This window comes from Devosia naphthalenivorans, assembly GCF_003056355.1.
Classification (GTDB): Bacteria; Pseudomonadota; Alphaproteobacteria; order Rhizobiales; family Devosiaceae; genus Devosia; species Devosia naphthalenivorans.
In genome coordinates this window covers 23,023-44,839 of record NZ_PYVW01000023.1, presented here as the reverse complement: position 1 = coordinate 44,839, position 21,817 = coordinate 23,023, and the positions used below count along the sequence as shown (strand labels likewise).

Annotated in this window: 16 protein-coding genes and 4 pseudogenes; 10 read left to right on the top strand and 10 right to left on the bottom strand. The window is 59.4% G+C overall.

Annotation, left to right across the window (positions count from 1 at the left end):
- Positions 1 to 413: 413 nt before the first annotated feature.
- From tnpC to C8264_RS20310, 3 genes and pseudogenes are all read left to right on the top strand, one after another.
- Positions 414 to 992 (top strand): annotated as a pseudogene (gene tnpC, locus C8264_RS20320) (IS66 family transposase); the annotation flags it as partial.
- 115 nt (positions 993 to 1,107) lie between these two features.
- On the top strand, positions 1,108 to 1,350 hold the full coding sequence (locus C8264_RS20315; RefSeq protein ID WP_108462809.1) for a type II toxin-antitoxin system Phd/YefM family antitoxin: 243 nt from the start codon (positions 1,108 to 1,110) through the stop codon (positions 1,348 to 1,350).
- The gene (locus C8264_RS20310) at positions 1,347 to 1,733 is read left to right on the top strand and encodes a type II toxin-antitoxin system VapC family toxin (RefSeq protein ID WP_108462808.1); all 387 of its coding nucleotides are present in this window, start codon (positions 1,347 to 1,349) and stop codon (positions 1,731 to 1,733) included. Before C8264_RS20315 ends, C8264_RS20310 begins: the two co-directional genes overlap by 4 nt.
- A gap of 235 nt (positions 1,734 to 1,968) precedes the next feature.
- Here the strand turns inward: C8264_RS20310 and C8264_RS20305 are convergent, their stop codons facing one another.
- From C8264_RS20305 to C8264_RS20295, 3 genes are all read right to left on the bottom strand, one after another.
- Positions 1,969 to 2,856: a tyrosine-type recombinase/integrase gene (locus C8264_RS20305; protein WP_162783809.1), complete on the bottom strand. Its 888-nt coding sequence runs from the start codon at positions 2,854 to 2,856 to the stop codon at positions 1,969 to 1,971.
- On the bottom strand, positions 2,840 to 4,831 hold the full coding sequence (locus tag C8264_RS20300) for an AAA family ATPase (RefSeq protein WP_108462806.1): 1,992 nt from the start codon (positions 4,829 to 4,831) through the stop codon (positions 2,840 to 2,842). Before C8264_RS20300 ends, C8264_RS20305 begins: the two co-directional genes overlap by 17 nt.
- Positions 4,832 to 4,920: 89 nt before the next feature.
- Positions 4,921 to 6,120, bottom strand: a complete 1,200-nt coding sequence (locus tag C8264_RS20295) for a DUF4357 domain-containing protein (RefSeq protein WP_108462805.1) — start codon at positions 6,118 to 6,120, stop codon at positions 4,921 to 4,923.
- A 1,515-nt stretch (positions 6,121 to 7,635) separates the two neighbouring features.
- Between C8264_RS20295 and C8264_RS20290 the strand changes: the two genes are divergently transcribed.
- Positions 7,636 to 8,172, top strand: coding sequence for an HTH domain-containing protein (locus C8264_RS20290; protein WP_162783808.1), 537 nt, complete (start codon positions 7,636 to 7,638; stop codon positions 8,170 to 8,172).
- 222 nt (positions 8,173 to 8,394) lie between these two features.
- Positions 8,395 to 9,588 (top strand): Fic family protein, encoded by a 1,194-nt coding sequence (locus C8264_RS20285; protein ID WP_108462803.1) that lies wholly within the window; start codon positions 8,395 to 8,397, stop codon positions 9,586 to 9,588.
- Positions 9,589 to 9,736: 148 nt separating this feature from the next.
- On the opposite strand, the pseudogene C8264_RS22675 reads toward C8264_RS20285, so the two are convergent.
- The 3 genes and pseudogenes from C8264_RS22675 to C8264_RS20270 form a co-directional block, all read right to left on the bottom strand.
- Positions 9,737 to 10,090: pseudogene (locus C8264_RS22675) on the bottom strand (Gfo/Idh/MocA family protein); the annotation flags it as partial.
- Positions 10,091 to 10,402 (bottom strand): hypothetical protein, encoded by a 312-nt coding sequence (locus C8264_RS20275; protein WP_162783807.1) that lies wholly within the window; start codon positions 10,400 to 10,402, stop codon positions 10,091 to 10,093.
- A gap of 116 nt (positions 10,403 to 10,518) precedes the next feature.
- Complete coding sequence (locus C8264_RS20270) at positions 10,519 to 10,728, bottom strand: UDP-N-acetylglucosamine transferase subunit ALG14 (RefSeq protein WP_245893415.1); 210 nt, start codon at positions 10,726 to 10,728, stop codon at positions 10,519 to 10,521.
- Here C8264_RS20270 and C8264_RS20265 point away from each other — a divergent pair.
- The 3 genes from C8264_RS20265 (at position 10,724) to C8264_RS20255 (ending at position 13,107) form a co-directional block, all read left to right on the top strand.
- Entirely contained in the window at positions 10,724 to 11,944 is a 1,221-nt protein-coding gene (locus tag C8264_RS20265) for an AsmA family protein (protein ID WP_162783806.1), read from the top strand. The genes C8264_RS20270 and C8264_RS20265 overlap by 5 nt on opposite strands.
- Positions 11,945 to 12,046: 102 nt before the next feature.
- Complete coding sequence (locus tag C8264_RS20260; RefSeq protein WP_162783805.1) at positions 12,047 to 12,274, top strand: hypothetical protein; 228 nt, start codon at positions 12,047 to 12,049, stop codon at positions 12,272 to 12,274.
- A complete protein-coding gene (locus C8264_RS20255; RefSeq protein ID WP_162783804.1) occupies positions 12,241 to 13,107 on the top strand; it encodes an AsmA-like C-terminal region-containing protein in 867 nt (288 codons plus the stop codon). The genes C8264_RS20260 and C8264_RS20255 overlap by 34 nt, the downstream gene beginning before the upstream one ends.
- Positions 13,108 to 14,378: 1,271 nt before the next feature.
- On the opposite strand, the gene C8264_RS20250 is transcribed toward C8264_RS20255, so the two are convergent.
- Both C8264_RS20250 and C8264_RS20245 read right to left on the bottom strand, forming a co-directional pair.
- Positions 14,379 to 15,275, bottom strand: coding sequence for a hypothetical protein (locus tag C8264_RS20250; protein WP_108462796.1), 897 nt, complete (start codon positions 15,273 to 15,275; stop codon positions 14,379 to 14,381).
- A 148-nt stretch (positions 15,276 to 15,423) separates the two neighbouring features.
- Complete coding sequence (locus tag C8264_RS20245) at positions 15,424 to 16,158, bottom strand: hypothetical protein (protein ID WP_108462795.1); 735 nt, start codon at positions 16,156 to 16,158, stop codon at positions 15,424 to 15,426.
- A 188-nt stretch (positions 16,159 to 16,346) separates the two neighbouring features.
- Between C8264_RS20245 and C8264_RS22325 the strand changes: the two genes are divergently transcribed.
- Positions 16,347 to 18,896, top strand: a complete 2,550-nt coding sequence (locus C8264_RS22325) for a hypothetical protein (RefSeq protein WP_162783803.1) — start codon at positions 16,347 to 16,349, stop codon at positions 18,894 to 18,896.
- 711 nt (positions 18,897 to 19,607) lie between these two features.
- Here C8264_RS22325 and C8264_RS20230 read toward each other — a convergent pair.
- Positions 19,608 to 19,846 (bottom strand): annotated as a pseudogene (locus C8264_RS20230) (type II toxin-antitoxin system Phd/YefM family antitoxin).
- Positions 19,847 to 20,768: 922 nt separating this feature from the next.
- Here C8264_RS20230 and C8264_RS20225 point away from each other — a divergent pair.
- Positions 20,769 to 21,229: pseudogene (locus C8264_RS20225) on the top strand (transposase); the annotation flags it as partial.
- A gap of 122 nt (positions 21,230 to 21,351) precedes the next feature.
- Here C8264_RS20225 and C8264_RS20220 read toward each other — a convergent pair.
- Positions 21,352 to 21,817 (bottom strand): flagellin (locus C8264_RS20220; protein ID WP_281261473.1); only part of this gene is annotated, 466 nt, incomplete at its 5' end.

Here is a 21,817-nt window from a genome sequence, read left to right as displayed (position 1 = left end):
GAAACACGTTTTTGGCCAAGTCCAACCCAATGATGCTAACCTCGTTCATGGACGCCTCCTCTGTAGCGGTTCTCGACACCGCAACTCTGGCACATAAATGCCGTCGGGGGGCGTCCACCCCATCGGCCCGGAACATTGACCCCTCATTGGAGTGGGCCCTTCGGGCCGGGCAGGATTGGTTTTCATGGAAGATCAGACGGTCGAAGTTGTACGCCAGGTTGGCCAGGGTCAGTTTGGCCTCGGCCCCTGGTGATGCCGATGGTGCGGATGAACAGGCCGAACCGGTTCTTCGTAAGCGGTGTCCTCCCCCCACCTTCCGTCCTTTTGTCAGCCGTGAGATTCCGGACTGATTGAGGTCAGTGCGGGAGTTTCTCCATGGACGCTCCATTGGAGCTTCTCACAAGTAGCGGCCGGCCAAGCCGCGCAGCGCCAATCGTGGCTCGCTCCCCGAGCACCTGCCGCGGATCGAGGAGATCATCGAGCCCGAAAGCCTGGTCTGTGGCTGCGGCGGTTGCTTACACTGCATTGGCGAGGACACCTCCGAGCGGCTCGACGTAATCCCGGCCCAGTTCCGCGTAATCGTGACCCGTCGCCCCAAATATGCCTGCCGGTCTTGCACCAACGGCGCGGTGCAGGCTTCTGCGCCCGCTCGGTTGATCCCCGGCGGACTACCGAGCGAGGCCATGGTCGCCCACGTTCTGGTCAGCAAGTACGCCGATCACCTGCCACTTTATCGTCAGGCACAGATCTACAGCCGCCAGGGCATTGATCTGGACCGCTCAACGCTGGCCGATTGGGTTGGCCGGGCCGCCTTCGAACTTCGGCCGGTCTACGATGCCCTGATGGCGGACCTGAAACGGTCGACCAAGCTGTTCATGGACGAAACCCGCGCTCCGGTGCTCGATCCCGGTGCCCGCAAAACCAAGACCGGATACTTCTGGGCCCTGGCCCGCGATGATCGGCCCTGGAATGGCACCGCACCACCCGGTGTACCACCATAGCCAGGAAAAGCCGGATCACACCTGCCTGCTTGCCGCCTCATCACGCTCCTTGCACTCCGCTCGATATCGGACTAAGCTCACTGGACTAAGTTCGTGGAGAGCAGAAATGTATGTCGTCAACATTCATGAGGCCAAGACCCATTTGTCGCGCTTGATTGAAAAGGTCGCAGCGGGGGAGAGCTTCATAATTGCCAAAGCAGGAAAGCCGATGGCGAAGGTGATGCCCATTGACACTGTGCACAAAGAACAGCGGCGAGTGGGTTTTTTGCAGGGCGAGTTCAAAGTCCCCGATGATTTTGACCGGATGGGAGACAAGGAGATCGAGTCTTTTTTCGGCGCAGCAGAATGAGAATTCTGGTCGACACTCATCTGCTTTTATGGGCAGCAACCGATCCCGATCGGCTTCCGGCGGTAGCCCGCACGGAATTGGAAAACATGGACAATGTCCTGATGTTTTCCGCCGCAAGCGTCTGGGAGGTAACGATTAAGAACGGTCTTGGACGAGCGGATTTTGCGGTCGATGCTGCGCTCCTGCGGCGGGGCCTGCTCGACAATGGCTATGAGGAACTGCCTGTCACTGGCCAGCATGCGGTCCAGGTCGGCCGCCTCCCACCTCTGCACAAGGACCCATTCGATCGGATCCTTGTTGCGCAATCGCTTGTTGAAGGCATTGCCCTCCTAACATCGGACGCGTTGGTGGCTCGATATCACGCCAGCATTCGCCAAGTTTGAAACGACCCCCTCCCGATGTGCCTCGACCTTTCTCGGGATCTGCCGCTCAGGCGTTCGATGCGCTCTCTCGTGAGCATCTGACACTATGGGTGTAACCGCATGATCGATATCGCCGACTATCGACCACCTCTGGCTACTTGCGGGATTTTGCGCCGACTACCAGCAGAAACCTGCGTCGCCACTGCAGTTGACAGCCCATTTCAACTGCCTGCAAGGCTTCGACCATTCGATTTCCCTAATTCCAAACGTCGATATCCATGTTCTCAACATAACGCGCCACTACGTTCATGGACCTCCACCCACCCACCCGCATGATCTGCAGAATCCCACGACCGTCCAGGGTTAGCTGTTGTGCGGCTCCAACACGCAGTGAATGGCCAGAGACCTTCTGGACCAACTCCGGCTCCACATCCGCCCGGGCAGCCAGTTTCTTGAGCACCCGCGAAACCGTCAGCGGTTCAAGATAGAGAGCCAGCGCCTTCCTGCAATAAACCGGACGCAGCAGCGGCCCGGACTGCGCCCCGATCGCTGCCAGCCACTGATCCACGAGCCGGCTTGATTGTGTGGACAGGTGAGAGATACGACCGGCCCCCTCCAGATCATTCTTGGCGCGGCGAACAAGAACGCTGTAGCGCCCCTGCCCTTTTGCCGTGAGGTCCTCGACGGAGATCGCAACCAACTCGCCACGCCGGCAGAGGGTGTCAAAGCCCACGCTGACCATTACCTTGTCCCGAAGCCCAATAAGGTCATCGGAACAGGCGAGGAGAAGCTCGTCGCGCAAATTCGCAGTCAACCCCAATGCTTGTTTCGGACGCGCCGCTTGTGACCGCCGCGCCCTTCGCATCGCCAGTTCGACGTTCTCGTCGTCGGTCGGGTCCTGATGCTCACACAGGCGATGGATCTTGCGGATGGCGCACAATCTTTGCTTGAGGGTCGCTGGCTTGAGGCGTCCCGCTTCCTCTTCAATGTACTCGGCGACCGTTTCGGGCGCTGCTGGCAGCGCCGTCTTGCGACGGCGCCGGCACCATTGAGAGAACGCTTCGAAACCGCTCCGGTATGACCGGAGCGTGTGATCGGAGAAAGCGCCGTCGAGCCGCTGTAGTGCTTTACGCCAGGCGACCATTGGGGGCCTCCCCCTGCGCCACCACATTCGGTGACTTCTGGGACTTGGCCTTCTTCGCCCTGACCACTCCAGATTTCGCAGTGGCAACAGCGCCTGCGGAAGCGCTCGTCAGCAAGGGCTCAATGACCGCCTCAAGCTGTGCTCCGCTCAGAAGGCGGCGTTCGATCAAGGCTTCCGCAAGACTATTCACGGCGGCCGTGTTTTCGGTAACGAGGCGCACCGCACGCGCCAGAAGACGCTTTAGTCCCTTGTCCACCTGCTGGAACGCGTCGCCTCCTTCGGGAACCATGGCTCCCAGGGTGTCATAGAGCCCAAGCTGGCAGTGTCCGCGCACGAGCAGCGACGTGGCCATTTCGAGGTCAAGAGCGGCGCCGGCATGGGCGCCTTTGTTGCCGATGACCAGATCGGCCGCACGCCCGCCCAGAAGCACTGTGACCATATCCTCCAGCTCATCACGATTCGGGAACGGCGATGGGTTCGAAGTTTTGGTGACGCCGCCCGCAATGCCACGCGAAAGGATTGATACTGCTTCGACGCCGATCCCCAATGCGCGAGCGACGACAGCATGCCCGGCTTCGTGCACTGCAACTGCGAGAAGTTCCTCGGGCGAGCGTGTATCGCTCGGGACTACCGCGCCGACGACATCTTCGGCCAGAAGTGCGCGATCCTGGCTGCGGGCTTCAGCGCGGGCTGTGCGGATCCAACCGGCGATCATTGCAGGCGTTGCCCCCAGCGCAAAGCGTTCAATGCCGGCAAGTTCGGCTGGATCGATCTCGCCCTTTAGATAATGGGCGAAGATGGCAAATACCTCCTCTTCAGTCCGGGGCGCACGCACAATTACACGCTGTTCGAGGCGGCCGTCCCGTACCAAAGCCGGGTCAAGCCGGTCATAATAGTTCGTCGCCGCGAGCAACAGCACGCGTTTGCCCGAGTTGCGCACGCGATCAATCTGGGTCAGCATCAGGTTGATGAGAGTACCCCACCACTGCAGGTCGCGGGGCTCGAGGTTGGCGCGGGAGGGCAGTGAATCGGCCTCGTCCAAAAACCCCACGACGCAATCTCCTGCCAGAAGCGTATCGAAGAAAGCGACACATGACTTGCTGACACCGCCCAGATTGCCGTCGCTGCTATTGAACCAGGCGCCAATGGACGCCGAGTGGAATGACCAGCCGGCGGACTTGGCGAGAGCACCGGCGACCAGAGTTTTGCCGGTGCCCGGCTCACCCGCCAGAACCCCGTGACGCAGATCGTCTGGAGCGAGAGCGCCGGCGGTCACGTCCTTGAGCTGGCCAAGCATGTCATAGGCCCAGGCCGCGACGTCAGTACCGAGAGGCAAGTCCTCCAGAGCGGGGCCCTTTTGGCTTTTGGCGCCGGGACGGAGCGATACCGCCTGGTCAGCCGAGCGGCGCAGGCGGAGGAGGCAATCGCGCGCATTGCTATCGGGCCGCATGGCAAGCTGCAGTACCGGAAAATCAAGCCCTGCCATATCCGCATCGATCATGCCACGCACAGATTTGCCGGTGAACGAGCTGATCGCACGCTGGAGGAGCCGGGTGTCAACAGCAGGAAGGGTCAGGCGAACGTCTGCAGCAGCGTGGATGAGGCTGGGCAGCAGTGTCGAAGCATCGGCGGTGCAGAACACCTGATGCTGTCCGATCCCGATGCGCTGCAGCATCGTGTCGATCGTCCACTGGTTGCTATCCTTCTTGTTCTCCACCACCGCGGTGGACGAGACATTGTCGTAGGCCTGGCCAATCTCGGCAGCGAGGGCACGGGACCAGGCATGAGACGGGGTGTTGATAATGATCACATGCGGAACGGAGCTTGCAAGGCAACGACGAACTGCAATGGTGTTGACACCCATCAGGGCCGCAGTGACGAGCGACCTACGAGCGTCCATTTCAGGAGGCGTTTCCGGATTGGGCAGAGTTGCATCCGGGGCGAAGTCTTGATGTTCGGAATCGAAAGAAGGCATGGCTGATCCTTGAGCTGCGGCCTGGCCGCGCTGGAAAGAAAATGGGAAGGGATGAAGGAGCGGCCTCCACTGGCCGCTCCGAAGCTAGTTTAGTAGGACAGCCCTGCCGATGCCGGCTGCTGGGGCACCGGACGCCAGATCTTGGCGTTGTAGCCGGTCCCGACCACGAAACGCGCGGCGCTGGATGCCGTCCCGAACGCGACGTCGCGGGTCAGCAGCAGATGGCTGCCGTTGGGCATGAGGCTGCCGTCGTGGAGCAATTCCTGGCGTTGCTGGGCCACGCCACTCCCGGCAGAGGGCAGCAGCTCGTTGCGCACCTGGCTGCCGGTTTGAACCACCCACTTGTCGGATTGGACCTGTGCGGTCGCATGGACGCCACAGGCATGAAGCGAGAAGTGCTTTGTGCCCGCTTCCAGCGGCGTGGAAACTGGACCCGCTTCTGGGATTTTGCTGGCCGGAACGCGCTTGGGGCCGGTGAAGGCGAGACCCGCCGTCCGCACCGTGCCAACCACTTCACGAACAAAGCGGTCGGCTTGGACAAAGGCGGCCGGATCCACGTGGCCGCCAGAGGGCAGGGAAGGATTGGCGAGCTCGAGCACACCGTCCTTCTGCACGGCCCGCGCCAACTGGCGCTCGGCGACGCGTGTCTGCGTCTCGTTCAGAAGATTGTTCCGGTCGACCGCTGCAATAACCAAATCCGGAAAGCCATGCCGGAGCAGGTGATTGCTGTTGACAAGACGGTCAACGAGACACCCCGACCAGCCGGAATAGGCTTTGTGAGCGTAAAGCGCCAGATAGATCCCGTGCTGGCGCAAAGCTGGTTCCTGACGGAAGACCCCGCGGTCGGTCCAGTTGGCGAAGAAGACCTCCGGTTGGGACCGGGAGACAGGGAGACGGTGCAGCGTGCCCCCATCCGAAGGTGGCGTAGGGGCTTCACCGTCTCCACCGCCATTCCCGTCAACGATCCGCGAGCGGTCGAGGCGGCGATGCAGCAGGCTCTGCGCATCGATAAGTCCAGGTTCGATGTCGAGGATGCCGAGCTGGACGAGGCGAATGATCGCCTTGGCAGGCTGGGGATGGCCGGGCAGCAGCGCCATGAGTTCGCAGAGAGGGGCCGAGCCGGTCGCGTCGACGCATTCGAGGATTTTTACCTGGGCGTCTTCGTCGATCAGGGGATCGTTGACGAGGCCCGGCAGGTCCTGCCAGTGTTCGGGCAGGCTGGTGGTGTTGATAGTAGCAGATTCAGTCTTGCGGGCGAGATTGTCCTCGCCCAAGATGGCCTTAGCCATGGGTTTCTCCTGTTAGCGCAGTGAGGGACCTTTGGTCAGGCTGGCAGGGTGCTGGTAACACCCTGTCTGCCGCCTTATCGCGGGCCACGGTCCGATTCGAACCGATGTCGGTAACATTGGTGCGATCCATTGATTCCGCAAGCGGCGTCTTGTTTCTTCCTTTCCATATAGTTAACGAACCGGAAAACCCGGCTTCGCGGGATGCTTGGCTCCAGGGGAACCGGGATCATCAGGTGTTTGCAGCAAGTCTGTCGGGTGACGAAAGCATGCCTGACCTGTTTGAGGCGCCCTGAGCCCCGCTGGATTGCACCCGGCTGACCATGGTGAGTGCGCTGCGGACTTGCGGTGCGGCGTTGTTCAGCGCGCGCAGGCGGACGAGAGCAAAGCCGGCTTCAGCCTTAAGCAGAACCGGCCTGCTCCAGCACCTGGTTGAGCACCGCGCCCCTGCAGCTGGAGGGTGGCTGCTTGCTCGCCGGCATGGGTTGGCGCTGGAATCGGGACAAGCTCCGACCTCGCGCTATTCGATACCGTTGCGGGCGAGGAGCTTGCTGGCGCCCTGCCCTGCCGCGCCGGTTTCCAGCTGGTTGAGGCGGGACGGGCGAATTTGCAACGGCGCCGTCATCTGACTTGCAAAGCGTAGGTCGCGAGCATTGATCGCGCGATTCGAACACGTTGCAGCCCTTGATGGCGACGCGCCAGCCGGGTTCATGTTGGCGGCATGCGATCTGCTGTTCCGCTCTTCAAAGCGTTGTGTAACCTGGCGCTGATCTTGCAACAATGCGTTCGGCCGCATTGCGCGCGATTGAAGGTGAGCAAGGGGCATTGGAGTGTTGGGCAGTCAGATTCCGGTTTGGCGGAACTGAATAATCGTCTTGAGCGGACCCTGTTCCTAGAAACAGAGGGGCCAAAGCATTCCGGCAAGGTGCCGGTTTTACAGCTCAGACCATAGGGCTGAAGGCTCCGGTTCGGGGCACAACCCGGCGCCCAGATGGCTCGTATTGCCTGGAAATGATTGATAACGCTTCCTATCGCTTCCTATCGCTTCCTATCGCTTCCTATCGCTTCCTATCGCTCCCTGCTCACCAGTCCGAAATGGTGGATCAACGCTGCCTCGATCCATTCCGGTAAGAATTGGCATTTCAGCAACGGAGAGAGGGGAGACTGGAAATTCGCTCGTCACTACTACCCAGGCATCAAGATCGCTCAGGCTGCTGCAGCTTCGGCAACTGTGCCATATACCATCGGCGCCCTGCGTTTCAAAATACCGCAGGGTGGCTGGTAGCCCCTCTGATTTTCACCCTCGATTAACCTAACAACCATACGCGACACCTGTTCGACCAATCGGATCAGGTGTTTCTGGGCCGCCGATCACCATCCTCCGCTACTTTTCTGCTTTCATTCAGCACGTTAGCGGGGATTTGTAGAAACATGTTTCGGAAGAACGGAAACCTTCTTCGGAGGGCCCCCTCGGGTCGACCACCGAAGTTTGACTATGCCGAAGTGATCAGGGTCGCATTGAAATCTAAACTTGGCTCTGACCCTCACAGTGTCCAAATCATTGCCAATTGGACCGGCGCAACGGAACGGACGGTCAACAACTGGCTTAGCGGTATGGCCGGCCCAAACGGTCTTTATCTTATTCGTCTGCTTCGCAAATCTGAAGCCATCCTGGAAACTGTTCTGGGCCTGGCCGGACGCGCCGACGTGCTGGAGCTCTTCTACGAATTACGGCGCGATAGCACGAAGAGTCCCATTGTGAGGAATGGCAATCTTTTACGGCGCGGCGCTCCGGATGCGAATGTCAATGACCCTGATCGTGACCCCGATGACCCCAAATTTGACCCCGATCTCGCAGACGCGATTGGTCCTAGGCAGCTATGGTTCCTTCAGGAGCTAAGGCGCAAGCCAGGAACGACGGCAGGGGATATCGCAGTGTTTTTCGGCGTGTCGCTGAAAACGGCGAAACGTGACATTGCATCCCTCAAACAATCAGAACTCATCAGCTATACGGGGAGCCATCAAAAGGGCCACTACGTGGTGCTGTCCCAGTAACCGTGAACCATGAATGCTGAGGGAATCGACCCTCAGCGTACGGGGCAATCGCTGGTGGCAACGCGCTGGTTTGTCCCGTCAACAGCACATCGATCAGCTTATTACAAAATGGATCGGCCAAAACATCGGCCACAAAATCGGCCAAAGCATCGACCTATGTGAAGGTATCTTATAGGGTTCATAATGTATTAGATTGCTGTTTGCTCCCCTGAGGATCGGCCAATGGAAGTCGAAAGTGTCACAAGGATCGAGCCCGCCAAGCTCGAAGAACCTACCGCGAACATCGCTGATGTCATCGCCGATCTCTCGGCCTCTGCGGCCACGTTGGGCCGGGCTCTGCATCCCCGCACTGCAGCCAATCTGGCCGATCTGGTCCGCATTATGAATACCTACTACAGCAACCTGATAGAGGGCCATGACACTCGTCCCCGAGATATAGAGCGCGCTCTCGCGGGCGAATTCGATCAGGACCAGGGTCGCCGCAACCTCCAGATGGAGGCCGCAGCCCACGTGCGCGTCCAGGCTGAGATCGACAGGCTCAGTGCAGCAGCAACACTCCCTGCCCCCGCGTCTGCCGAATTCCTCCAATGGCTCCACCGCGAGTTTTATCGTGACGCGCCTGAAAGTATGCTGACCATCCAGTTAGGCGACCGTCGGTTCACCATGGTACCTGGCGCCTGGCGCCACAATTCCGAGCATGACGTAGCCGTCGGCCGCCATGTACCGCCGTCAAGTGAGCGTGTCGCCGACTTCATGCAACATTTCGAGAGTCGCTTCCGATTTGATCGGATGGGGAAGGCGGCGCAGATCATGGCAATTGCATCGGCACACCACCGATTTAACTACATCCATCCCTTCCCCGATGGGAACGGTCGGGTCAGCCGGTTGATGAGCCATGCCATGGCTGGGGTTACTGGGATTGGCACGCATGGCCTCTGGTCAATATCGCGCGGTCTGGCTCGAGGCATCGATAGTCGCGGTGACTATAAGCGTATGATGGACCACGCCGATATGCCTCGGCAGGGTGATCGCGACGGGCGCGGCAACCTGTCGGAAGCAGCCCTGAAGGACTTTGTCCTTTGGTTCCTTCGCGTGTGCTTGGATCAGGTCAACTTCATGAGCGAACTTTTCGATCTGGATAACTTGGCCCAGCGCCTGAGGCGTTATGTGGAGCGAAACCCCGCGCTCAAAAGCGAGGCTGCGCGGCTGCTGGAAGAGGCTCTGTTTCGCGGTGAATTCGAGCGGGGTGAAATCGATCGCATTACCGGCCTGCCGGAACGGTCTGCACGCCGGGTGCTGGCAGATCTGCTTGATCTTGGCCTACTCGGCTCTGACACGCCGAAAGGCAAGGTTTCGCTCCGATTCCCCACCATTGCCTTGGAAGAGCTGTTTCCCCGCCTTTACCCTCAAGCTTGAAGTATAATGTCCCAGCTGGGTTCGGGCGCAGAACCACCGGACCATAGGCCTCGGCGCGCAAGTGATGGACCTTGCCGATGACGCCGCTATCGAGCAGACGCTTGGCCTCGCGGAAAGCCGCCACATGGCGATAATGATACCCTACGTGGTTGATCAGCCCCCTCCCCTCCGCCAGCTCGGCCAATTCGAGCGCCACCTTGGCGTCGAGCGAGAACGGCTTCTCGCAGAATACTGCAAGATCCTGCTCCAGCGCCGCCCGTACAATGTCATCGTGGAAGCGGGAGGGCGTTGCCACCACTACGCCATGGAGGGTCTCGTTGGCCAGTAGGTCGGTGAATTGCCGGTAGGTCTTGAGGCCGGTGTATTTCGAGATCCCGTCCAGGACGAAGCCTTGCGGGTCGCACACGGCTACCAGTTCGACATCGGGATGGGCACGCAGGATGGCGACGTGAGAGATGCCCATCTTGCCCAGCCCGATCAGTGCAATTCTAACTTTAGCCATTTAATTCACCAAGGCCGTTCTGATTTTTTCGATAAAGGTTGGAGAGGCTGTCGGCGGCAGGGCCGCATCGCGCTGGATCAGCGCGCGGGCTTGTTCGATCATTTCGCCCAGTGTGGTTTCGGACACCTGATGGTCGGTGGTGTGTTCGCGCATGCGGGCCAGCCGCGCCAGAAGTACAATAGGTTTGGACAACTCGGCCGCGGCGATCATGCTACCCGTACCCGCATGGGCGACCGGGACCTCGCTCATGGCCATATAGCGGTTGAAATCGGCCGGGGAGAGCATGCGCTCAAAGGGCATGTAACGGGGCAAATATTGTCCTTCCCCGATCTGGGCGAAGACCTCCTCCGTTGGATGGCGTCTGGCTCACTCGTCCATCGCTTGGATGAGCCGGTCGAATGGCAACATCGAGCCCACGGTCACAAAAATCACAGCACGGCTCCCCAATGTTCGGGACCATCAACCGTGGCCAGATGTGGCCATTGCGTCAGCCAGACATCGGCAACCCGGCGCGCCAGGCGCCCCGATGTCGAAAGCGCTTGGCAATTGGCGACGCTGTCGATCCAGATAGTGCGGGCCCCCAGCAACATCCTGGCAACGCCAAGCGCCATCAGCGCCGGGAAGGAACCTGTGGTGATGACAACCGAGGGACGTTCACGCAGAACGATGCGCGTGGACGTCAGCTACACCCCCGGCGACCGCCCCTTCGTCATGGCAAGGATCGCCGCAGGCACGCTCGACTATTCCGATTTTAGGCCCGCGGCGACAGCCCCTGCCGATGCGTCGGGCGAAACGGCCAGCGCGCCCGACAATTGCGGCCTCGATCTTTCCGCGCTGAGAAATATCGATGCCGATATCGAACTGCGTGCCAATGCCTTGCAGGCCAGCGACGCGATAGCTCGTGATGTCGTCATGGCGGCGAAGCTCCAAAATGGCCAGCTCGATACAAGCGTGAGTTCAGGCCAGATTGCCGGTGGCAGCCTGACCGCCAGCATGCTCATGGACGTCAATGCCGACATTCCCCAATCGAGCGGGTCGCTCAATCTTGCTTCCATCGACATCGAAAGCCTCATGTCGCTCGCCGGACAAGCGGCCCCCGCCACTGGCCGGCTGTCGACGCAACTGCAATATTCCTTTCGGGGAGCCGATGCCGATGCCATTCGCGACTCGGTCAATCTGCGCGGGAATGTATCCATCGCCGATTGGAGGATCGAGCTTCCACAGCTCGAGGCGTTCGCAGGACCAGGCGCGGGTGTCGTCGATATGCTCAATGCGACGGCACAGATCCAGGATGTCCTCCAGCCGCTCAGCCTGACGGGCACAGCCCGGTTGAATGGGGAGGCGGTCAGCTTCTCCACCTCGCTTGCATTATCGGACCTGCTCTGGGGACAGCCGGTTGGTGTGGCTGTCGGCTTCAAGTCGCAACCGCTCAACGCCAATTTCTCTGGAACGGTCGCTCCCAACGGCGCAACGTCCGGCAAAGCCGACATCTCTGCGGCTTCGCTGAGCCGGACACTTGGCTGGTTTGGCCAGGATACGGGAACGCCGCTCGGGCAATTTGCCTTTTCCGGTGGCATTTCGGTCAGCAGCGCGGAACTCGCCATGACGGATGCCACCATCGCTCTCGATGACATGCATGCCAAAGGTTTGCTTTCGCTCGCGACGACCGGCAAGCCGAAAATCACCGCGGCCCTGTCCGTCGACACACTGGATTTCAGCAAGCTGATCGGCGCTGGTGGTGGCGATGCAAATGCAGCTGCCGCTGGTTCCGGACCAGCAGCCATTGACCTCTCCATCTTGCGCCAATTCGATGCCGATATTCGCCTCGATGCCAATCAGCTTGGCTATGGCTAGGTCAAGGCAGGATCAGCCACGGCAACCCTGTCCATAGCCGACGGAATCGCCAGACTCGTCGTGCCACAGGCGGGTTTCCATGAGGGCACCGTAGCCGCAAGTGTGACAGCGAACGGTGCTGGCGACGTGCCGGCCATCGAACTTGCCACTGGTCTGGACGGCGTCCAGGCTCTGCCGCTCCTCAGCGCTGCCGCGGGCTTCGATCGCATCGAAGGCGGGCTCAAGGCCAGTGTTCAGGTGTCCGGTTCGGGCGCCACACTCAGGATTTCGCGCGGTCGCTCATACGCGGCATCGACGTGGCAGGCCTGGTTCGCAATGTGCAGTCGCTGATTGCCGGCGGCTATAGCGAAAATAGCGAGGCCAAAACCGAGTTCACCGAGCTCTCCGTCGCCGTCGATATCCAGAACGGGGTTGGCCGAACCCAGGATATTCGCCTGCTTGGCCCCTTCGTGCGCATGAGCGGGCAAGGCAGCATCGATCTTGCCGCGCAAACGATCGATATGCGGCTTGATCCACGCGTGGTCGGCTCGCTCGATGGGCAAGGCGGCGACTTCGACATTTCCGGCCTTGGCATGCCGATCCTCGTCAAGGGCACGTTGTCCGCGCCAAGCATCTATCCCGACATTTCCGACATTTTGGCCGATCCAAATCGGGCCCTGCAGGCACTGTCGCAACTCGGAGGCGGCGTTGGCGAATTGGCCAATGGTGCAACGGGCGCGGTCGATGGGCTTGGCGAGGCTCTTCGTGTTAAGCCTGGTGCCGTGGTATCGGACCTGATCGGCAGTGCGGGAGAAACCACCGGCAACGGTGCGCCGTCTGGCGAGCGAGGTCTACTGAACGCCGTACTCGGAGGGGTATTGGCCCAGCAGATGCCTGGGACTGCGCCGGCCAGCGCACAGACCATTTCGCCACTGGGACAGCATACGCCACCTATCGAGGCAACCCTGGGAGGGAATGCACCGGCTCAAGCAGCGTCCATTCCGCTTCCGAGAGCGGATCCACGCGCCGGATCATCCGTTGTGCCGACATCAGTGCCAGAACCGGAGCCCCCAGCCACTCTGACCGACAGGCTTGTCAACAACATAGTGCCGCAACTCGCCCCGGAGAACGATGGTGATACAACCGATTTGATCAAGGGCCTGATCCAGCAGGTCGGGATCTGAATCCATAGGCGTAGGCCGCTCCCCAGAGCAACGCGCATGTTTGGTAGCCCGTTTGCTTGCGGCGATCGATAAGGCACTGTGCCGACATCACGCTCAATGACTATCAATTATCCGGACGTACGCTGGTGAGGAATTCGACTTTGCGAGCGAGACCGAACGATAGCCCTGACGACCCACGCAGCATTCGAAGCTTGCAATCGTCAACATCGCTCCAGTCACAGCCAGGGTGGATGACTGTCTGACTGACCCTACTTCCTCTAGCACAATCTATTCGCAGCCCATCCACTATCCCCCGTGCCCGAAGGCACCGAGCGGATGCGGATCACGCCGGTCCCGCTCAATACGGACGCGGTGATCTCCGCTGCGCCATGCGCTGGTGGCCCTTGGACGAGCCCGAGCTCCCACGTGAGAAGGCGTACGCCAGGACTGCGGCTGGTAGTTGATGAGCGGTCTGACGCTGTCCAGGACATTGGTGGAGTAAGGTCACGCGACAACCATTCGAGTGACTGGCCGTGCCTGCCGGGAATTTTCGTACACTTCCGGCATCGAATATAAGGGCGCCGCACAACACGGTTCTCGAACATTCCCCCACCAGGGGTCGTTGTTCGAGGATAGGCGTTATCAAACATTCCCCGGCAGGCGGGCTCTCTTCTCCCAATAAGCGTTGTTGTGCCCCGGTGCCCATCGCGCCGGTGCCGCAATGACTACACCGGTTGTGTTCATGGCACCCCCTACGCCGGTGCCCTTCTATCGGGCTCGTGGGCGGGGCAGGCGTTCACCTGCAAGCGCGATCCCCGGTTCTTTCTTGGATGCCCTACGCCGTCACACCTCGGTGCCGCTCATTGCGCTTGCCCATGCGTGTGCCAGACCGAATCCGTGGTACTCACTTATGCACGGTACCCATGGAATCACGGGCCCAATGCGCTTTGCCGCTTAGGGCCTGCAGCCAAATCATCCACCCGAGTGTGATTTCGGCTGTCATGCCCGAACCCGCCTCCCGATAAGGGAAACAGCAAACCGCCATTGCCGATCCGGCGGCAGTCGGCCATCAAGACGCCATGGGCCTATTACCCGATGCGGCATTGCGGACCAAGGGCGCGCTCTGTTGCTGGGCACCAATCCTCGGTTCGGTGAATGCAAAGCAAGATCATTGCGATGAGCCGATGGACGTTTTCCTCCCAGCCGATATCAGTGACAGAGCGTTATAGACCGGTGATTTCCTTGACCATCGAGATGTTCGACGGGTGCACCCCACGAAACCGTTCACACTCTTACAGCTGGATTGAGTGCACCCGATGCACACGATAGTAGCGCTGATCTGCATGCGCGGCGGGTACCGATGGCGTGTTTAGCGCCCCCAGTCTGACTCCGGCAGAGCTGATGCTGCGAACGATCTGAAGATCGACTTCATGCTGCTGCGCAACATTGGCGCTTCGAAGCCCAAGGACCCAGTCACCCCCGCTCAACGATTTACCCGGCTCAAGTATGATAATTGTTCCAGATTTGAGGTGCGGGTAAACACTAAAGGGCAACACAATACCGTAGGCGCCGGGCACCCGCACCAAAGAATGCGGCCGCGGTTGCCATTGGCGTTCCTTAAAATCGAGAAACAGCCGTCCTTCATGATTTCTCAATTGGAAGATCGGCAATGCAGTTCTTATAACGGTACTTGCTGACAGCTTCGGCTCTTTTGCGTCGGTATCTCCGCTCTGCCCGGCGGCAATCCAGACAACTTCCTTCAGAGGCTGGTTGTGACCCAAGAGCATCAGCGACTGGGTAACCCCCTGGTTCTCGCCGTCAACTTCCACCGTCGGCCGAGATTGATTAATATCGCCGTGTGCCCCACCGGACAAATCTGCACCATTCGTTGGCGAACCTGGTTGCGCTGCAGAACGCCTGACCCGGGGCGGTCCAAAATAGGCCCGCTGGATATAAGGTGATTTCGCAGGTCCCGCGTTCATGTCTGGCACGAAATGCCCGGGATCCACTTGCAACACCCTGGCGAGTTCACGCATGTTCTTCTCCGTCAGGGTCTTTTTTTCCCCCCTCAAAAGTTGACCAATCAAGTCTCGCTTACGGAGTTCCCGTTCCACCTCCGTCTGAGTCTTGCCAGCCTTGGTCAGAAGATTTGTGACCAATTGCGCCAAGTTGAACGTGCCCGTCATCATGCTTTGTCCCGAAAATCGTCCGTCGCTACAAACCGTATTCGCATTACGCAGCTTCACGGTTCATCGGAGGATTGCGCCTCAATGGAGCGTGCCAGCAGGGTTACCGCTGGCACAGAGTTTGCCACAAAAAGAAACGGAAGGAGGAGGCCTAGTTGCTATCTTCGCCGGCTCCCGCCGTTGAACTGCGGCGGTTTGCATCGAGAGCTGCAGAACCAACGCCCGTTGGGTGCGTATTGAGGGTCCCCGGTGTTTGACCAAAAGCGGCTGTTCCGCTTTTGACATCAGCCGGTTTCAAATCCGCCTGGGCTGCTTTCACAACTGTAGCCCGCCGATCGGGTGCGAGGTCAAACCGCATGCGGTACGTTATCGCAAACTCGATAATCTCTGCTGGCTGCAGCATACCGTGGAAGACGCTCATCGGTGACCGGTTGCTCGCCTGGATACTGCAGTGGAGCCCCGATGCCTGAAGACTAGCAATGTCGGCATCGGTCAAGGTTTCCAGCACGCGACCCAATACCGGAACAGCGGTAGAAGACTGCAAGTCGATTGCGCGATCGATGTGGTAGGCGAGCTGCGGGCCACGCACTTCAAGGTTTTCTTCGAAGTCCCCCTGGTATGCGGTGGCACGATCCACTGCCTCTTTTTTGAACGAGGCGCTTCCGGCTTGGGCGGTGAGTTGTGCGAAGTGCCCCACGATAACCTGCTCCGACAGACCACTGAGATCGATTTTCACGGCATCGTAAGCGGCCAGGATGATGGCATCGTGCTGAGGTGCGAGGAGCGCTTTGAGTTCTGCAAGCTCCTTATCACGGCGAAGCATTTCATCCTTTGCTTCTTGGGCGGCCGTATGGAGCTTCTTGAAGTCGTGCATAAAGTTGGACATTGAACTGCCTGTGAGTTGAGACGATGCGCACATTCAAGCGGTGGCCAGCCGTCCCTGTCCAACATTCAAGCAGAAGAGCCTGAGCGAGAGATTTCCGTAGGATCTTTATTGCTAATGATCTGAGTGGACGAGAAATGGCTCAGATCTGAGTCACCCTCGGACCCGCGTAATCTGAGTCGGTGAAGAAGATGGCTACAGGCTTTGTCAGCGCGAATCTGGTGCCTTCCGGCGGTGGTTCGGTTGTGCGACGCGCCGCGTATAATTCCCGCAAGAGGTACTACGTTGAAGCTACCCAGGCGCCATACCGGGCGCCTTCCAGGAAGGATTATATCACCGGAGGCTTGTGTCTGCCCCACGTCAGTCAGAGATTTGGATCGGGCGGCGAGGCGGCATGGAACAATCTGGACAGAAGCGTTGCATCACCCGGGCCTGTTGCCATTGATCTGATCCTTGGTTTGCCGCGTAAGAGCGAACTGCAAGTGTCTGAACTCGTGGTTCTCCTGCAGCGCTTCGCTGCGCCGATCGTGCAAGAGGGTCATATGGTGCAGTTTGACATTCATGCACTGCAACGCGACGCCAGCGTCGGTCCGTATCGGCACGCTCATGTGCTGATAGCTTTGTTCGGCAAGGACGCATTCGGCAAACCGCGCCGGATCAGGAGCCCTTGGGCAGCGGTGTTTCGAGCGTCGCAGGGTTTGAAACGCAGTCAGATGCTGCCCGATTGGCGAGCGCACTGGCGAGACACGCAGAACAGGTTCTTCGAAGAGATCGGGCGGCCGGAGATCAAAGTCCCCCTAGAACTCGGTCCGGGAGAAGTCCGGATCGGCCCTTTTGGAAGATTGCTCAGTCCAGCTGCCGATGATGCACTTGTATCAATAAGATCAGAGCTGCAGCGTCGTTTCAGTGACAATGACGCGCTTATCCGCGCGCTGGCAGACCGCTTATGGCTTTTTGAAAGGGGCGACGTTTCCAGTCTTCTTGCGACTTTGAACCCTGAGAGCTCCTGGGTGAGCCTACAGTTGCGCTGCGATGATCTCTTGACCAGTACGGTTAAAGTGGTCGAACGTGGCCGGCCGGTCTTTGGAACACCCGGAAGTCTGCGAAGGGTTGAGGCACTGCTGACTCGGGCGCAGCGCCTGTATGAACACCTGGATTTTGTCAGTGCTCGAGCGCCTCACGACTTTGCGAATGCGGCGTGGGAACAAGAGTTGGATCCAATCTGGCGCGCCGAAGGGGCAGAGCGACTGTCATTGATCGAAGGCCAAGACCTCGCGGCGCTTGTGGGCGACGGAGCCGCAGAGCCCGACGCCGGTCCACTCCAGACGCTGATAGCCGATTACCTTGCAGCCGGGATCGGCCCGACAATCCTGGTTCCCGACCTTCAGAGCCGCTGGCGCATCCAGCACATCTGCGAAGACCGGGCGGTGCGATGCGAAACCGTCCGGGCGTTTGTGGCCCCGAACGTAACCAGGTCTGGATCTGGAAAAAAGCTTGTCCTTCTCTTTGATGCTCAGCGGGCAAGCAGTCCGGAGCTGGCAGCTCTGCTCCAGAAGGTGGAACAGGAGGGTCACAAGCTCGTATTGGTGTTTGACAGATCGCAGTACGGCCACCCAGAAATCGGCATCTGCGCATTGGCCGTTCTCGCGAGGCTCGGCGTTCCCTCCACTTTGACGGCATCGCCGCAACGGTCCTCGGACGCATTCAGCTGGGCTGATCACGCGCAGAGTCTTGCAGTCACTGATCCTGCCGCGACACTCGGCATATTCGCGCATCAAAAACGGCTTGGGTTTTATGCTCTGGAAGCTTTGATGACGGCGCAGTTCGTGCAGTCGGCGTTGCCCGCATGCCTTATCGTGGGCAGCCAGGCAGAAGCAAAGTCCATTAATTACCAGATCCTGGTACGCCGGGGCAGAGCTCCCGAACAGGACCGAAAAACGATCATTGATCGCGAGCCAAGCCTATTGTCGGTTCTGCGCGATGGTGACCCGGTCTATTTTGCAAGCGACTGGAGCGAAGGCAAGATTGCTGCGGGTACCCTGGTCCGTATTATCGACATCGACCGCAGCAACGATCTCCTGACGATTGAAGCAATTGGCGGTGAAAGGCTGCGACTGCCGAATGCTGCGCAAGTGCCTCTTCGCCTTGCATTCGCCATGCCCCTGCAAATGGCAGTCGGTGCAGCAAGGGCAGCACGAGATCCCGCAAAACTCTTCGGCCGCTCCCTCGTTTACGTGAGCGACAGTTCGGTTGCCGACCAACTTGTCAGATTCGCTGCTCTGCACAATGGCTTGCGGCTGATGATCAACACGGGACTCGCCGGATCGCTGCGCTCGTTTGCTGCTCTGCTTTCGGCTTCGCGCCCCACCGGCGTTGCTAAGGCCTTGGCTGAATTTGATTTCAGTTCCGCAGCGGAGGGCTCGGCTAGGACGCCACGATTTTCGGCAACCGTCATCCCGTCCGGCCAGACCAGCCAGCCAGTTCAAGCGGCTGCTTTCGGTCATCAAGCTGTTGATATCGACGATTCCGCAGAACTTACTGCGGATGAACCGAGTGGATCGGAGTGGTTCAATGATGAGGCAGATGCATCGGTCTCCGATGATGAGCTCGATCTCATCGCCCATGAGACTGATCTGAATGGAGAATACGACGAGACCATCGATGTGGAAGAATTAGATTGGCCCGAAGACGACGAGGCCACCGGGTACAATGCGGATGATGACGAGCCGCCCCAAATATGACACTCCGGCTTGGAGACACCGTTTCTGAACAAGATAGGCGACAGCGGTGCGCCAATTGAGAAGTGTACTCGGAACGGTGGTGGGCTGGATGCCGTCGTGAAATCTCGCATGGGGCGGCGCGCAGCGGCGAGCCGCGTGGGGGAATCTGGCAGGCGGCCGCAGGCATTATCTCTTGTGGCCCGGCGGCGCCCTGCCCTGCTCCGGCCGAACGATGAGCAAGACCCCTCCCCGACCAGCCTGCAAACAACGTTCTTTTTGCAGCAGGCGAGCAACTGCTATCCAGGCAGGCGATACGCAACGTCGTCTCTTGCAGGAGTGGCAGCTCGGACGATTGTCCACACTTATAGCCCAGCTACAGGTGGGTACCCGGCTGATCGAGAGGATCTTTCATCTTATGGGATGTAGACGTTCGTGCAACATTGCAGGCTGGCCCGCGCGTCCAGCAATGCATTGCTGAACAGTGAGCACCTCTGCATGGCTGGCGGTGATGGCCAGTTCCTCGTAGCCGCTCTTGGCCATCCCCGCCCGGAGCAGCGAGGGGTCGACGGTGAAATCGGCCGGCCCAGCCCCCCTTGATCGAAACTTCCCAGATGCTCGCCGCGGAAAACAGCGGCGTGGTAAGAGGAGCTTCAATCAGTTCCCTGATCTCTGCTGACAGCTTGTCCGGCATCGCCGCCGCCCAAAGCAGAAGATGGGTGTCGAGCAGGATTCTCACAGCTGGCTTGAAAACAGTGTTTCGGTCTCCGCCTCGCCCATGCGGTCGAAATCCTCGGGCACCGCGAATTGCCCCAGCAAGAACCCAAGCCGTGTTGGCTCTGCGTCTTTGCCGATTGGCGAAACCTTCACCATCGGCTTTCCAGCCTTTGCGATGATGAACGCCTCGCCCCGGCAGCGCGATCGACCAACCGAGACAGGTGTGTTTTCGCCTCATGGCTGTTGATGGTCTTCATGTCTGAACCTTAACGTAATCCGGTGAACTTAGTTTAACATCCTCCGGCCGGGTTCAAGCCTCTTCCCCCCATGTTGTCTTCGCCCTTACCACGAGGTCGCTTGATAGCTGTGCAGGTGGACCGACAAGCCAGTTCAATGAGCCGAGCTGAGAACGCCCGGCTGCATAGACCGTGTCGGACCTGAGGCTGACACGATGATATTGGCGGCTGTCGCCTCAAGAAACCCTAAGCCCGCCCGGCGCGGTGCTTGTGTGGATCAGATGGTTAAGCGTTGGTGAAATCTCGCAAACTTCAGCTTCGTTAAAGGATGGCGCGAGAACCCATTGTTGTTCCTGATCGCTTCTCAAACGGCACCGGTGCAATCAAGCTCAGACGTGGACCTCGTCTCCACCTCGGTCCTTGCCACGCAAACAGGCGGCGCCCAGTGCCGCATGGAATAAGACCACCAACCCCAAGTCCGCGCGGTTCGGCCGCTAGCGGGGCTGTAGGTGGCAGCTCATCCTTGGCAGGGGCATGGCGCCCTGGCGCGGTTCCGTTGTCGGTCAGGGTGGGGGCGGCGGTTGTTTGCGGCAGCCAGCGGGCGAACGATCGATAACGCTGACTATCGGTCACTGGCGAGGTAAACCCTGTCCCGCCCGTCGCCGCTTCAGACAAAAGGGCCGGTCTCAACTCGACCTGCGAAAGCGATCGACCTAGTCCGCGATCACGTCACCGACCTCGATATTGTCGAAGATGATCTAGTCGGCGCCACGGCCTGGCTGCAGATGCGAAGTCCGCACCGACCTGAAATGTCAAGCGGTCATCATAGTCGGAGCCTTGATCACCCTGAACCGAAAAAATGGTGCCGGTATCACCTGGTCTGCCCCCACCGAAGTGGTCCTTTTTGACCTATGGGAATGTCCCATTTTGAAAGGATACGCAGATGCCCAGAAAACGTCCGACGGCTGAAGAGATCGTCGCCAAGCTTCGTCAGGTAGACGTGCTGACCTCGCAGGGGAAAACAGTTGCGGAGGCTGTCCGTGCGATAGCTGTGACGGAAGTAATCTACTACCGCTGGCGCAAGGAATATGGTGGGCTCAAGGGCGACCAGGTGAAGCGGCTTAAAGAGCTTGAGACCGAGAACGCCCGATTGCGCCGGGCCGTATCGGACCTGGCCCTAGATAAGATGGTGCTGGCGGAGGCTGCCCGGGGAAACTTCTAAGCCCCGCTCGCCGCCGTGCTTGCGTGGATCATGTGGTTACCCAGTTCGGCATCTCGCAGCGGCGAGCCTGCCAGGTTCTCGGTCAGCATCGCTCCACCCAGCGCAAGGCTCCCAAAACCCGTGAAGATGAAGCGGCACTAACTGCCGACATCATCGAACTTGCCACCCAGTATGGCCGCTATCGGGCTGGGCAACTGATGATATCGAAAGGCCGCGGAGGATTCTTTCGGGCTCATCGGCCGGATTAGGGGAAAAGAAAAAGGCGGGCTGTGAAGCCCGCCTTTCATTTCGTTTGCGGCGCCGATTAACGGAGCAGCTGCAACACGCCCTGATCGGCCTGGTTGGCCATCGAGAGGGTCGATTGCGCCAGCGACTGACGGGTCTGAAGAGCCATCATGTTCGCAGCCTCCTGGTTCATGTCTGCCAGGGTCAGGTTGCCAGCACCGGTTTCCAGCGTATCGATCATGGCCTTGGTGAAGTCCTGACGGTTCTGCACGATGGACAGGTTCGAACCGAAGGCGGAGGCTTGCGAGCGAACATTGTTGAGTGCGCTCTTGACCTTATCAAGGAAGCCGTCGATGTCTTCGTCGCTATCCAAGTCGTCTTTCGACATTGTCGTCGCTAGATCGAGATTGGACGCATTGACCGATTGTTTGTCTTTGGCCTGGATGTCGATCGAAGAGGTGCCGGTTTCGTTGAAGGTAATCTTCAGATTGTCGCCGCGCAGCAGATTGATGCCGTTGAACGAAGCGTCGTCGGACATTTTATCG